12 protein-coding genes, 1 tRNA gene and 1 other RNA gene are annotated in these 12,670 nt (G+C 67.4%); 3 read left to right on the top strand and 11 right to left on the bottom strand.

Annotation, left to right across the window (positions count from 1 at the left end; all coding sequences use genetic code 11):
* Positions 1-10 precede the first annotated feature (10 nt).
* Positions 11-322: signal recognition particle sRNA (ffs, locus tag ABY42_RS18950), an RNA gene on the top strand.
* A 167-nt stretch (positions 323-489) separates the two neighbouring features.
* Here ffs and ABY42_RS04960 read toward each other — a convergent pair.
* From ABY42_RS04960 to ABY42_RS05005, 10 genes are all read right to left on the bottom strand, one after another.
* On the bottom strand, positions 490-765 hold the full coding sequence (locus tag ABY42_RS04960) for a twin-arginine translocase TatA/TatE family subunit (protein ID WP_004977587.1): 276 nt from the start codon (positions 763-765) through the stop codon (positions 490-492).
* A gap of 199 nt (positions 766-964) precedes the next feature.
* Positions 965-1,735 (bottom strand): SDR family oxidoreductase, encoded by a 771-nt coding sequence (locus ABY42_RS04965; RefSeq protein WP_050458854.1) that lies wholly within the window; start codon positions 1,733-1,735, stop codon positions 965-967.
* A gap of 113 nt (positions 1,736-1,848) precedes the next feature.
* Positions 1,849-1,919 (bottom strand) — tRNA-Gly (locus ABY42_RS04970).
* Between the two features lie 177 nt (positions 1,920-2,096).
* Positions 2,097-3,299: a DUF4382 domain-containing protein gene (locus ABY42_RS04975; protein WP_050459893.1), complete on the bottom strand. Its 1,203-nt coding sequence runs from the start codon at positions 3,297-3,299 to the stop codon at positions 2,097-2,099.
* Positions 3,300-3,421: 122 nt separating this feature from the next.
* Positions 3,422-4,450 (bottom strand): NAD(P)/FAD-dependent oxidoreductase, encoded by a 1,029-nt coding sequence (locus tag ABY42_RS04980; protein ID WP_004977584.1) that lies wholly within the window; start codon positions 4,448-4,450, stop codon positions 3,422-3,424.
* 125 nt (positions 4,451-4,575) lie between these two features.
* Positions 4,576-5,229 carry a class I SAM-dependent methyltransferase gene (locus ABY42_RS04985; protein WP_004977582.1) on the bottom strand — a complete coding sequence of 218 codons (654 nt, stop codon included), beginning with the start codon at positions 5,227-5,229 and terminating at the stop codon, positions 4,576-4,578.
* Between the two features lie 85 nt (positions 5,230-5,314).
* Positions 5,315-7,441 carry a type II secretion system F family protein gene (locus ABY42_RS04990; protein ID WP_004977580.1) on the bottom strand — a complete coding sequence of 709 codons (2,127 nt, stop codon included), beginning with the start codon at positions 7,439-7,441 and terminating at the stop codon, positions 5,315-5,317.
* 1 nt (position 7,442) lies between these two features.
* On the bottom strand, positions 7,443-9,137 hold the full coding sequence (locus ABY42_RS04995; protein ID WP_004977579.1) for a type II/IV secretion system ATPase subunit: 1,695 nt from the start codon (positions 9,135-9,137) through the stop codon (positions 7,443-7,445).
* A 102-nt stretch (positions 9,138-9,239) separates the two neighbouring features.
* Positions 9,240-9,737: a DUF7549 family protein gene (locus ABY42_RS05000; RefSeq protein ID WP_004977578.1), complete on the bottom strand. Its 498-nt coding sequence runs from the start codon at positions 9,735-9,737 to the stop codon at positions 9,240-9,242.
* A gap of 99 nt (positions 9,738-9,836) precedes the next feature.
* Positions 9,837-10,205 (bottom strand): cupin domain-containing protein, encoded by a 369-nt coding sequence (locus tag ABY42_RS05005; RefSeq protein WP_050458855.1) that lies wholly within the window; start codon positions 10,203-10,205, stop codon positions 9,837-9,839.
* A gap of 140 nt (positions 10,206-10,345) precedes the next feature.
* Here ABY42_RS05005 and ABY42_RS05010 point away from each other — a divergent pair, with 140 nt between their 5' ends.
* Together ABY42_RS05010 and ABY42_RS05015 are read left to right on the top strand one after the other, a co-directional pair.
* On the top strand, positions 10,346-10,819 hold the full coding sequence (locus ABY42_RS05010) for a DUF5793 family protein (protein WP_004977575.1): 474 nt from the start codon (positions 10,346-10,348) through the stop codon (positions 10,817-10,819).
* A 124-nt stretch (positions 10,820-10,943) separates the two neighbouring features.
* Positions 10,944-11,570: a uracil-DNA glycosylase family protein gene (locus ABY42_RS05015; RefSeq protein WP_082220638.1), complete on the top strand. Its 627-nt coding sequence runs from the start codon at positions 10,944-10,946 to the stop codon at positions 11,568-11,570.
* Between the two features lie 411 nt (positions 11,571-11,981).
* Here ABY42_RS05015 and ABY42_RS05020 read toward each other — a convergent pair whose 3' ends face one another.
* Positions 11,982-12,656, bottom strand: a complete 675-nt coding sequence (locus ABY42_RS05020) for an MBL fold metallo-hydrolase (protein ID WP_050458856.1) — start codon at positions 12,654-12,656, stop codon at positions 11,982-11,984.
* Positions 12,657-12,670 lie beyond the last annotated feature (14 nt).

Genomic DNA, 12,670 nt, shown 5'->3' on the forward strand with positions numbered 1-12,670 from the left:
GATAATGAGGGAGTGGACTAGGTCGGGCAGTTAGGCCCTGCTCTCTACCCGCGAAATAGGTCTTCAGCGGGGACCGAACACGGGCGCGTCCGGTCAGACCGGCGCGGGCCCCGGAAGCCAACGTAGAAACCTCGTCCTTCGGGGACAGCGGCTCCGCGTACCCCTTCCGCAGGGAAGGGTTCGCGCGGTTCATCGGTGGTACCCCGCCAGGCGCGGAAGCGAGCAGCGGACCATCGGACGTGCGTCGCTCGAGGGATCGCGGGGTGGAGGAGGCAACCGGGATTCCCCACGTCGGAACGCCGGGCAACCTCGCTGTCCACCCATTCATACCTCATCGCAGTTACCCGCCGACCGGCCGGTCTCTCGGTCGCGGATTCGACGTACAGCGTCCGAGAGCCCTTGCTCCGGCGGTGCGTACCGCACGCGCGACTGTCGGCACTCGGCGAACTGAAATACCGCACAAGGGGTCTGTTTCCCCGGGGGAGACGCTTACTGTTTGTTCTCGGCTTCCGTCTCGGTCGCTTCGGCCGCGGCCTCGGTCTCGTCTTCTTCTTCGTCGTCGTCGCTCTCGCCTTCCTCTGCGCCCTTCTTCAGTTCGTCTTCGATCTCCTCGCGGCCGCGGCGGAACTCGCCCATCGCCTGGCCCGACGACCGGGCCAGTTGGGGGAGTTTGTTCGCGCCGAACAGGAGGACGATGATGAGCAGGACGATGAGCAGTTCTGGGCCGCCCGGGAGTCCGGGGAACAGCGGAATGGAATCCAGCATTACGTTCGGTTACGTTCGGGGGGAAGATAAGAGAGACGGTCCGGGATTGAGACCCGAAGTCGCCGTAGTCCGCGTATCTCGGGGGCTCATGGACGTTCGAGCGGTACGACGGACCGAGCGTCGGACCGACCGCGTCAACCGCGTATCGGTCCCGCCTCAACCTCGGAACTGACCGCGTCAGCCGCGGGCCAGCCCCGCGTCACCGCCAACTGGTCCAGCCGCCGTCGACGACGATGGATTCGCCGGTGACGTACTTCGAGAGGTCGCTGGCGAGGAAGACCGCCACGCCGGCCACGTCGTCCGGTTCGCCCTGCCGACCGAGCGGAATCATCGCGTTCAGCTGCGCCATCTGTTCCTCGCTCGTCTCCTCGGCCCCTTCCGGGCCGATTTTGGTCTTGATAGCGCCGGGGTGAATCGCGTTCACCCGGACGTTGTCCCCGCCGAGCCCGTGGGCGAGCGAGTACGAGAGCGTCCGGACGGCCCCCTTCGACGCGCTGTACGTCGGGTAGTTACCGTTGCCGAAGATGCCGTTGACGCTGGAGACGTTGATGATGCTTCCGCCGCCGGACTCGACCATCCGCGTTGCGGCCGCCTGCGCCCCGAAGTAGACGCCCTTCAGGTTGATGTCCATCATCTCTTGGAACTCCGCTTCGGTGACTTCGAGGAACTCCTCGGGCCGCCAGATGCCGGCGTTGTTCACCATCACGTCCACGCCCCCGAACGCCTCGGCGGCGTCCATCGCCTCCTCGAACGCGGCCGGGTCGGTCACGTCGAGTTCGACGTACGTCGCCGACGAGTCGGTGTCCGATTCGATTTTCTCGTGGGTCGGCGCGCCGCCTTCCTTCGGCTCTTCGCGGATGTCGCAGACAACCACGTCCGCGCCCGCCTCGGCGTAGGCCAGCGCGATTCCCCGTCCGATACCCGAGCTACCGCCGGTGACGACCGCGACGCGGCCGTCGAGCAGACTCATCTGTAATACACCTCACACGAATATGGTGGGAACGATAGTTAAGGATGACCGCCAGTTCCGACGACGTGAGAGTCGCTGAACGCTCTCCGTGGCGAACAGCGGTCCGGAGAAGATGCACCGGCTGGGAATCGAACCCAGATAATTGGCTTGGAAGGCCAATGTCTTACCATTAGACCACCGGTGCTCATTTCATTCGCACCGTGCATCGACGGACTCCGTCCGTCTCAACACCGGTGCTCGCTCGCTTCACTCGCTCGCACCGAGCCTCGGCCTCGCTTCGCTCGGCCGAGACACCGGTGCGCGCGAACGTCGCGTCTATCCCTTCATTCTCGACGCCCCAATAAGGATGTTACCTTTTCGGTCAGGCGACGAGGGAGGTCGATTCGCCGCCCTCAGCGGGGTTGTCGGGGGCGCTCCCGAGGAACTCGAACTCGAACTCCGACTCGGCCTCGGTCTCACCGTCGACGACGACGACCGTCACGTCCCGCTCGTCGGGGATGGCGACGCCTAACTCGCCGTCGGCGTCGGTCGTGCCGGCGGTCTCGCCGTTTATCGTCACCGTCGCGTTCTCCACGGGCGTCCCGTTCCGCGTGACGACCACCGTCACGTTCTCGCCGGCGGAGACGTTCCCGTCGAAGCTCACGGTGAGGTCGCTCTCGGCGTTGACTTCGGCGCGCTCGCCGTCGTCGGTCCCGTTTTCGCCCGCTTCGACCTCGGCGTTCGCCTCAGCCTCGGCCTCGGCTTCCGCGTCTGCCTTCTTTTCCGCGCCGACCTTCGTAATCGGCACGTCCGTCCCGGACTCGCTCACGACGGGCTTGAGGATGTACTTCCCGCTGCCGCCCGCCTCGAACGCCGTGATGTCGAAGACGAAGTCGACGGATTCGCCGTTGCCGACTTCGAAGTCCGTGTTGAGCTGAAGCTTGTTACTCGGGAGCTTCACGTTGACCCGTTCGCCGGTCTTCAGCGTCCCATTCACGTCGCTCACGTGCACGAAGACCTTCGTGTAGTTGCCCTCCGGCACGTCGTACTCGCCGACGAGACTCGCGTTTTCGCCCTGCAGTTCGGTCAGGTCGACGGTCACGTTGTCGACTTCGTAGGTGACGCTCGACTCGCCTTCGGCCGCGTCGGTGTCGTTCGTGTCGGCCGATTCTTCGACCTCGGCGTCAACGTCGGCGTCAGCGTCGACCGACCCGTTGGTCGAGGCGGACGCGTTCGTCGCGTTCGCCGTCGCGTTGGCTTCGAGTTCGACCTCGACGCTCGCGTTCGCCTCCGCGTCGGCGTTCGTGTCGTTCTCGGCGGACTCGGAGTCCGCGTCCTCGGTTTCGACCTCGCTCTCCGACTCGGCGTCGCCGTCCGCGCGGACGAGCGTCACGCGTTCGATGGTGACGTTGAGGTGTTCGAAGTCGGCGATGGCGTTCTGCTCGTCGCTCACGTAGAAGTTCACGGTCCCCGTCCGGGCGGCGTCGCCGTCGGACGACGCGGTCGTCGTCGCGTCGGCGGCCCCGTCGGTCTGCGTCTCGGTCAGCGTGCCGGTCCCGCCCGCGCAGCCGGCCAGTACGACCATGAGCGCGAGCAAGACAGTCGCAAGTCCAGTACGTTTCATCGTGGGAGACCGTACTGGCCGAGAGAACTTTAGAAGGGTGTTCGTACGCCTCGGTTTTCACCGAATTTCGCCGAATTACGGCCTCAGTCGTCCGCGTGTGACTCGTTAAACTGTTTCGCCTTGTCGAGCAGTCCGGGAGAGATACCGGGCACGTCGTCGACGCTCACCGCGCCCTCAGCGCGAATCTCGTCGAGGCTCTTGGGGAACTCGCGGAGCTCCATGTGGATGGCGATGCCGGCTTTCGCGCCCTTGCCCATCGCCACCGGAATCTGGTTGTGACCGGGGGTGATGTCGCCGACCGCGAACACGCCGTCGACGTTGGTCCGGCCGTGGTCGTCCACCGGGACCGTCTCGTCGTCGTTGAGCTCCACGTCGAGCGCCTCGAACAGCGTCGTGTTGTAGTTCGAGCCGTACATGGCGAAGCCGCCTTTGTACTCGCGGACGGTGCCGTCTTCGAACTCGAAGCTCTCCAGCCAGCCGTCGTCGCGCTTCGTCATGCCCGAAATCTCCGATTCGACGATGTCGACGGGGTGCGCGCGGACGAGTTCGTCCGTCTCGTCGGACCATGTCGGCTCGTCGCCGCGGAGCAGCAGGTCCACCTCGTCGGTGAAGTTGAGCATTATCATGGCGACGTAGGCCGCGGAGTCCGAGTGGCCCATCACGTACACCGACTCGTCGACGAACATGTAGGCGTCGCAGTGCAGGCAGTAGTGCAGGCCCTTCCCGGTGCGGGGAAGTGGCGGGTCGGGTCGCTCGTCGTTGAAGCCGACGCCGAGGACGACGCGGTCGGCGACGAACTCGCCCTCGTTGCCGACGAGGCGGAACCGGCCGTCGTCCAACCGCTCCGCGTCGGTCACGAAGTCGCGGTGGATGTCGGTCCCGTAGTCTTCGAGTTGCCCGCGCGCCGTTTCGAGGAACTCGTTGCCGGAGACGTCCTCGGTGACGCCGATGACGTTGTGCGTGTCGAGCATCATGGCCGCGCGGCCGCCGCCGCGGTCCACGAGCGCGGTGTCGTGGCCCAGCCGCGTCGTGTAGAGCGCGGTCTGGAGCCCCGCGGGGCCGCCGCCAACGACGACAACCTCGTACTCCCGTGGTTCGTCGGTCTCGGTCATACACGGAGATTCGTCCCGGCGCTCTTAAGCCCACATCACCTGTGCGCGGCCGGCATCCACCCGGAACGTGTTAGCAATTAACACTGAGAGCCGCGCCCGCGACGCCCGCAGTCCCCAACCGACGTTCAGCGGCCGGCGACGACGGCGTAGCAGTTCCCGCTGGACACCGTCGATTCGACGACCGCGAGGTCGCTCGCGTCGAGGTCGGCGTCGAACTCGTCGGGCGCGTAGATGTGGTAAAATCGGGGCACCGTCTCGCCGCCGGGGAGCGTCCAGTCGACCGTCGTGTCGAAGCCGTCCTCGCGGTCGAACGTGTCGTGGGCGGTGCTCCACGCGCTGACGACCGCGCGGCCGTCGGCGTCGAGCACGCGCGCGAGTTCGTTCAGGCTCGCCACGCGCGCCGCCCGCGGCGCGAGGTGGTGAATCGTCGCCACGTACACCGCGAGGTCGAAGGCGTCGTCGGCGAAGGGGAGCCGCGAGGCGTCGCCCTGCACGAGCCCGGCGTCGAAGCCGCGCTCGGCCGCTCTCGCGACCGCCTCGTCGAGCAGGCCGCGGCTCACGTCGAGGCCGACGACTTCCTCGGCGTGCGCGGCGAGGAGTTCCACGTGCCGGCCGTTGCCGCAGCCGAGGTCGAGCGCGCGGGCCGCCGCCCCCGACTCGGTCGCGTCGGCGACGAACGACTCGACTTCGGGCCACGGGTACTCGCGGGTCGACGCGAAGTGCGACGCGATGCGGTCGTACGTCTCGCGGACCCCGTCTCGGGGTTCGTCTCCGTCCATGCCGGTCGGTCGAGGCGGCGAGACAAAGACCGCACGGGTCGCGGGCGCGGCCGGCGGCTCCGGTCGTCGGCCGAGCCGCGCCGGTTCAGATGAACATGAACGTCACGTAGGTGATGACGAGCAGGACGGCGGCGTGTTTGACCCCGTCGGCGACCTGTCCCTCGCCGAGCTGTCCGGCGATGAGTCCCGAGCAGAGCCCCTGAATCGCCGTGACGTGGAAGAACAACAGCGTGTAGGAGGCGGTGTTCACGTCGCGGAGGCCGGAGAACGCGCCGGAGGTGACGCCCGCGACCTCGCCGGAGCCGATGGCCCCGGCGCTGGCCTGCTCGACCGCCGGGATGAACGACACCGTCAACGCGGCGACGATGCCGAGGAAGACGAGAAACGAGATGTAGATGACGAGCAGGTAGGTGACCATCTCCTGGTTCCGCTCGCGGGCGAGTCGGCGGCTGTCTTGGGCCTCGTTGGCCGCGATGCGGAGCACGGGCGCGAGGTCGCCGCTCGCGCTCATCGCGTTGGTGATGAGCGTCACCGACCGCGACACCATCGGACTCGTCGTCCGGCGGTCCATCCGCCGGAGCGCGGTCTGGGCGTCGGCCCCCCAGTCGATGTCGCGGACGGCGCGGTCGACCTCGTCGCCGAGGGGGCCGAGGTCCGACGCGGACACCCGGCGGAGGCTCTGGACGACCGTCAGCCCGGCCTCGTTGACGCTCGCGAGGCGGTCGAGGAAGTCGGGCATGCTCCGCTCGATGGCACGAATCCGCCGCTTCCGAAGCTCGTGAAACGCCGAGACGACGACGAGCGCGCCGATTGCGGCCTCCACGACGTGTTGGTCCACCGCGTCGGCGACGCCGAGGAGCGTCGGGTCCGCGGGGAACGTGGTCCGCAGGGCGACCCAGACGAGCCCCAGCGGGACGGTGAGCGCGAGCGTGGCGAGCGGATGGCGGCCGAGGGTGTCGAGCGGGCGGTCGAACCAGTCGCGAACCGCGCGGAACCGGTCGTAGGCGGCGAGTCGCTCGCGGTTCGCGCGCCACGGGTCGCCTCCGGCGTCGGTCTCGCCGCCGTCGGTCGCCGGGGCCGAACCGACGCCGCCAGTCGCGTCGATGCGCCGGAGCGACGCGCCCGCGGTCTCCGCGTCGTCGTCGGCGACCGCCGCGCCCCGGAGCGACTCGGTGATGCTGTCGATGTAGACGACGAAGCCGAAACTCGCCAGCGGGATGCCGAGGTAGCCGACGATTCGGATGAGCGTCAGCGTGTCCGCGAGGACGAGACCGATGACGACGAGGACGGTGATGAAAAACAGCGGCCCGGCCACGAGGACGGTGACGTACACCTCGGCGAACGTCGACAGGAGGTCGAGGTACTGCTGTTGTTGGGCCTCCGCCTCCGCCTGAAACCGCTCGTACTGCTCTTGGAGGAACGACGAGAGGTTGCGACCGCTCCCCAGCACGCTGGCGAGGTTCTCGGCGAACTCTTCGAGGCTCGGACTCGGCGTCCGCGTGGCCATCGTCTGGAGGGCGGAGAGCACGTCGGTGCCGAAGGCGTCCATGTCGCGGACGACGATGCTGACCTCCCGCGCCGCCTCGCCGTAGATTGCCTCGTTTCGGGCCAGCGTCTCCAGCACCTGCGGGAACGGCATCCCCGACCGCGACAGCGCGAAGACGAACGCGACCGTCCGCGGGAGCGTCGCCTCGATTTCCGACGAGCGGGTGCGGGCGCGCTCGGTGAGGACGTACCACCGACCCCAGTAGACGCCGAGCGCGAGGAGCGCCCCGAGCGTCGCGCTCGAAAGCAAGAGCGCGAGAAACAGGTCGCGGAGCGGGAGCGCCTGGATGCTCGTGAGCCCGCCGAGGAAGCCGAGGGCGGCCGGAAGAACTTCGCGGATCGCCTCGGACTGAACGGCGAGCGTTTCGAGGGTCACCGCGGCGAGATAGACGCCGAAGACGCTCCCGGCGACGCCGAAGACGGCCGCCATGAGGAGCGTCCGCGAGGCGTACACGCGGTGGGTGACGCTCACGTGGGCCGCTCGCAGTTGGTTTCGCTGCTCCCTGCGCCGGGGGTTCTCGTTGGCGACGTAGAAGCCGAAGACGGAGAGGGCGACCCGCGAGACGAGGAGGTCGGCCGAACGGCTCACCGGCGACAGGACGACGGGGAGAACGAGGAGGACGGCGAGAACGAGGGGGAGCAGGTACAGGTACTGCGCGGCGGCCATCTCAGGCCTCCGTGCCGGCGTCGACGATGTCCTCGTCGGCCTCGACGCGCCGCATCACGTCCTCGGAGTCCGCGTAGTACTCGTTGATGAGCGCGGTAAAGCGCCGGTAGTCCGAGACGTCCTTGTCGAGGAGGTACTTGAGGAACACCTCGCGGCGACGGAGTTCCCGACGGAGCTCCGTCCGCGACCAGCCGTTTTCGCGCTGGATTTCGGTGAGCAGCGAGCTGTCGTTCTGACTGAACGTGTCGGTCTCTGGCTCCCACGCGAACGCCGACGAGTAGTCGAGTTCCCCGGTCCGCTGGTCGATGTCGCCGATTTCGCCGATGGTCTGCGAGCGGCGGACGCGCTCGCCGTCGTGGCGGGTGAGCGTCTGGACGCACAGCAGGTCGAGCGACTGCACCATCGCGCGCGGGACGTTGATGGGCTCGTTTTCGAGGCGGTTGATGACCGTCTCGATGCTGTCGGCGTGCATCGTCGAGAACGTTGTGTGCCCCGTGTTCATCGCCTGGAACAGCGTCACGGCCTCGTCGCCGCGGACCTCGCCGACGATGATGTACTCGGGGCGGTGCCGGAGCGCCGAGCGAAGCAGGTCGTACATCGAGATGTCGGTCCCCTCGTGGAGGCGCTCGCGGGTGACAGACGACAGCCAGTTATCGTGGTAGAGCGCGAGTTCGCGGGTGTCCTCGATGGACAGCACCTTCGACCGCGGGGGGACGAACATCGACACCGCGTTCATCGAGGTGGTCTTCCCCGAGGCGGTGCCGCCCGCGAAGATGAGGCTCTTGTTGTGTTCGATACAGAGCCACAGGTAGGCCATCTGCTCGATGGAGAACGTGCCGTAGCGAACGAGGTCGATGGGCGTGAACGGCTCTTCGGCGTAGAGGCGGATGGTGAAAGCCGACCCGCGCGGGGTGACCTCCTCGCCGAGGGCCAACTCGGCGCGCGCGCCGTTCGGGAGCGTCGTCCCGAGCACGGGGTCGCCGACGCTGATGTGCTGGCCGGAGCGCTGGGCGAGGCGGATGACGAAGTTGTCGAGTTCCTCGGCCTCGAACGAGACGTTGGTGGCGATGTCCGTGTACTCGTCGTGGTAGACGAAAAGCGGCAGGTCGTAGCCGTCACACGAGATGTCCTCGATGTGCGGGTCCTTCATCAGCGGGTCCAGGCGACCGTAGCCGTGGAAGTCCCGCCGGAGGTAGTACAACAGCGTGTAGAAGGTGTTCATGTCGAGCTCCAGCCCGTACTGTTCGAGAAGCGACTGGAGCTCTTCGACGAGCGCCGACTCGGTTCGCGGGTCCGCCTCGCGGCGGTACAAAAGCGGGTCGCGCACGTCGGTTCGAACGCGTTCGAGCAGCGACGCCTCGAACTCGTCGAGGTCGGGTTCGACGGTGTGGTACTGGTGGGCGGTCGCGTCCGTGTCGTAGGTGACGACGACGTAGGCGAAGGGGGCGTTCACCCAGTAACGCTCGACCTCCTCGTGGCCCTCGGGAATCTCGTAGGTCCCGAGCGGCGTGTCGTCCGGCGTCAGCGGGAGCACGTCGAGCTTCGACCCCCGGAGCATCTCCGCGGTCCGGCGCAGGAGCCGCTGGGTCTCGGCGGTCGCGGCGTCGAACTCCCCGTCGGCGAGGAGTCTCAACACCCCTCGGTCGCCCCGCGGGTCGCGCGTCGCCTTCGTCTCGCTCGTGATATCTCGTGCCATCGTCACCCGGTTGGTTGGTCGGGAGGTATGGGGGGTTGGAACTTAAAAGGTCCGCGCGGGAGACTGTCACTCGGCGAGAACGACCCGGCCCGCGGCTCGCGTTCAGGTCCGGTCGACCGTCAGGAGCACGCCGGCGAGAACGAGCGAGATGACGACGCCGAGCGGGAGCGGGATGCCCGGAAGCCCGCGCGTCGCGAGCAGATACGTCGACGCGGCGAGGACGACGCCGACGACGCCGAGGAGGCCGCCGAGGACCCGAACGGGGTCGACCGGCCCGGCTTCGACCCGCTCGTCGCGCAGGTAGTAGACCAGCGAGAACAGGACCGCGAGCGCCAGGACGGCCGCGCCGACGACCCACGCCTGGTAGGCGACCGCGACGGTCTGTCCCGACTGGAGCGACAGCGCGGACAGCGGGCTCCTGACCGCGACGCGGCTGGAGAGGCCCCACGCGAACTGAATCTCGGCGAAGGGGAACCGGACGAAAAGCAGGCTCACGCCCGAGAGGTTCGGCGTGTACGTGACGTTCCACGGGAGGAGCGCACAGAGCCACGTCGAGACGACGGCCAGCGCACCCGCGTGTTCGGAGCGGACCCAGACCATAGGACAATCGCACGGGCTGACAGGTAAAAACTACCGACAGTAGGGGCGGGCCGACGAGACGACGGGCCGCGGGCGGGAACGAACACGCCCGGCCACCCCTCAGGAGAGCCGTTCGGGGTCGCCGTGAGTCAGGTCGCTCGCCTCGACGTCGCCGGTGTTGAGCGTCTCGGTCGGCTCGACGAGGAGGACCTCGGTCGGTTCGAGCGCCACGGGCCGGTGTTCGACGCCGCGGGGGACCACGAGGAGGTCGCCCGACCCGAGTACCGCGTCGTCGCGGTCGCGGAACTCGATTCGAAGCCGCCCGTCGCGGACGAGAAACAGCTCGTCGGTCTCGTCGTGGGCGTGCCAGACGAACTCGCCGTCGAGTTTCGCGACCTTCACCGCGTAGTCGTTCAGCTCCGCGGCGATTCTCGGGGCCCACGTCTCGTCGAACGACGCGAAGCTCTCGTCGAGGTTGACGGGTTCCATATACGGTCCGCTCGCGGCGGCGGCCGATAACCGTTGCGTCGAGAGCGCGTCGAACCGGCGTAATCGGCCGGTTTCGGCGTCGGAACGAGGGTCCGGCGGCGTCACGTTAATAGGCCGCGCAGTACAATCGACAGTACGGAATGCGGCGTGACTACTTCGAACTCGATGTCCGCGATGTCGATTGGTACGAGGACGACGGCGACCCTCGCCAACCGACGGTATCTATCGACTTCTACGGCCCGGCCGAGGAGCTCCGGTCGCGGTTCCTCTCGACCAGCGGCGACGTGCTCGCCGCGGAGGAACTGGACGTCTCCTTTCGGCTGCAAGACTCCGTCGACGACTCCGACGCCCGAGGCGTCGTGAGCGTGACGGACCGACTCACCGGCGACTACGTCCTCGAACTCAACGCTCGCGCCGACGACGTGTTGGACTTCATCCGCGCGGCCCGCGAGTACGGGCGCGCCGCGGGCGACGACGAGGGCCGCTACCGCGTCGACGTGGCCATCGAGGGCGACCACTTCGAGACCTTCGAGAAATCGACGTTCCTCGTCTACGACGGCGACGGGACGCTCCTGCGGAGCCAGAGCCTCATCCCCTCGGGCGTCGAACTCTGACCGAGGCCCTCGGCGGGGCGACCGCGCGGACGACGTTCTCTCTCGACGCGTCCCTCACGCTCGTTCGTGTACGATATCGGGGCGAACCACGTCTTCTTTACCGACCGCTCCCACAGAGAGTACCGTGAGAAACGTAACCGACCGCACGAGAAACCCGTTCGACATGCGACCGTCGTGTGACCGGTACGTCCCCGGCTACGGCGACGCCAACGCCGACTTCCACGTCATCGGCGACCACCCCGGCGTCCACGGGGGCATCGAGACCGGTATCCCCTTTTCGGGGGATGCGGGCGACAGACTGTTCCCGGCGCTCGAAGACGGCGAGTTGCTGGCCGAGGCGGGCGACGAACCGACGGTGAACCGCACGTTCTTCTCGTATCTGCATATGTGCGTGCCGGACGGGACGCCGTCGGCGGCCGACTACACCGACATGGAGCGCTTTTTCGACGCGGAACTCCGCGCCATCGCCGCCCACGTCCTCCTGCCGGTCGGCGCGGTGGCGACGAAGCACGTCCTGAACAACTACACGTCCGTCGGCTGGAAGACCGACGTCGACATGGAGACGCTCCACGGGAAAGAACTCCGCGGGAGCGGCTTTCTCGTGTTGCCCATCAAGGACCCCGACGAGTGGGACGACGGCGACCACGACGAACTCGTCGCCGGCCTGCTGGAGCTCCAGTCGACCGACTTCCGCCGCGAGTCAGACCTCGGTCGCTTCATGCCCGGAGCGGACCCGTACCTGGTCAGATAGCGTATTTTCCGCCGTATTCGACCGTCGTCCGCGGATTCGATAGATTCTTCACGATTCTGCCGTTCGTTCGTCCAGTAACAACCATGAAGGTTACGATATGTTCAGTTGATGCGGCTATATGACTCACATAAGAGCATATTTATCCAGTCGTTCTGGAGGGCGTGGTTCTAATTGGCGATAACAAAGGACTTTTTACAACTAGTGTCCAACGTGGTGTTGACGCGCGTGGTTCGATTCACTTCCGCCGGGCGCGTCAGGCAGCTGTGAGACTGGTGCTCCTCACAGTGGCTTGGTCAGTCCGGGGACCTGCGCTCGGCCGCGGTCCCCGCTCTTAACTCAGACGCGAGCGACAGCTCGGTTTCTCGCCGTCACGCGACCGCGTAATACCTCCCGAGAGCGGTCGCTGTCGGATTAGAGCCTGTCCGCGAGTCGCTTCAGCGCGCCGTATCCGTACGCCGTGACCGGTTCGCCGTGTCCCATGGCGACCACGTCGACCGGCGGACAGCGCGCCGCGAACTCGCGGACGCTCCGCCTGTTCTCCGCGGCGTCGGTCGCGAGTACCCCCGGCAACAGCCCGAGGCTCCCGTTCGACTCGCGGACCATGTCGCCGACGAACGCGACGCCGTGGTCCTCGTGGACGAACGCGGTGTGGCCGGGGGTGTGTCCCGGCGTCCGATACGCGACGAAGCCGCCGAGCTCGTCGCCGTCGCGGACGACCTCCACGGGGTTCGTCGGTCGGTCGAGAAACGACGTGAGCACGCGCTGCGCCGCGCCCTTCGCCGACTGGAGCGACGGCTTCGACGCGCCGGCCAGGTGCGAGGCGTCCGGCTCGGCGAGGTGAATCGGCACGTCGTCGCGGAGGCTGAGCGAGGCGAGCGTCCCGACGTGGTCGAGGTCGAAGTGGGTCACGAGCACCCGGTCGATAGCGCCGGGGTCGAGGTCCACGCGGGCGAGACCGCGGAGGAGTCGGTCGCGGTCCCGCGGCGTCCCGGCGTCGACGAGCACCGTCTCCGAGCCGTCGGAGACGAGGTACGCGTTCACGCCGCGGAGTCGGAACCGCCGGACCGAGTCGGTCGGGATGGCCATACCGAACCGTCGGA

The organism is Haloferax gibbonsii (genome assembly GCF_001190965.1).
Classification (GTDB): domain Archaea; phylum Halobacteriota; class Halobacteria; order Halobacteriales; family Haloferacaceae; genus Haloferax; species Haloferax gibbonsii.

Coding starts and splice junctions, on each gene's coding strand:
- ABY42_RS04960 (WP_004977587.1), bottom strand. CDS start 765: ATGCTGGATTCCATTCCGCTGTTCCCCGGACTCCCGGGCGGCCCAGAA.
- ABY42_RS04965 (WP_050458854.1), bottom strand. CDS start 1,735: ATGAGTCTGCTCGACGGCCGCGTCGCGGTCGTCACCGGCGGTAGCTCG.
- ABY42_RS04985 (WP_004977582.1), bottom strand. CDS start 5,229: ATGGACGGAGACGAACCCCGAGACGGGGTCCGCGAGACGTACGACCGC.
- ABY42_RS05010 (WP_004977575.1), top strand. CDS start 10,346: ATGCGGCGTGACTACTTCGAACTCGATGTCCGCGATGTCGATTGGTAC.
- ABY42_RS04975 (WP_050459893.1), bottom strand. CDS start 3,299: ATGGTCGTACTGGCCGGCTGCGCGGGCGGGACCGGCACGCTGACCGAG.
- ABY42_RS05020 (WP_050458856.1), bottom strand. CDS start 12,656: ATGGCCATCCCGACCGACTCGGTCCGGCGGTTCCGACTCCGCGGCGTG.
- ABY42_RS04995 (WP_004977579.1), bottom strand. CDS start 9,137: ATGGCACGAGATATCACGAGCGAGACGAAGGCGACGCGCGACCCGCGG.
- ABY42_RS05000 (WP_004977578.1), bottom strand. CDS start 9,737: ATGGTCTGGGTCCGCTCCGAACACGCGGGTGCGCTGGCCGTCGTCTCG.
- ABY42_RS04980 (WP_004977584.1), bottom strand. CDS start 4,450: ATGACCGAGACCGACGAACCACGGGAGTACGAGGTTGTCGTCGTTGGC.
- ABY42_RS04990 (WP_004977580.1), bottom strand. CDS start 7,441: ATGGCCGCCGCGCAGTACCTGTACCTGCTCCCCCTCGTTCTCGCCGTC.
- ABY42_RS05005 (WP_050458855.1), bottom strand. CDS start 10,205: ATGGAACCCGTCAACCTCGACGAGAGCTTCGCGTCGTTCGACGAGACG.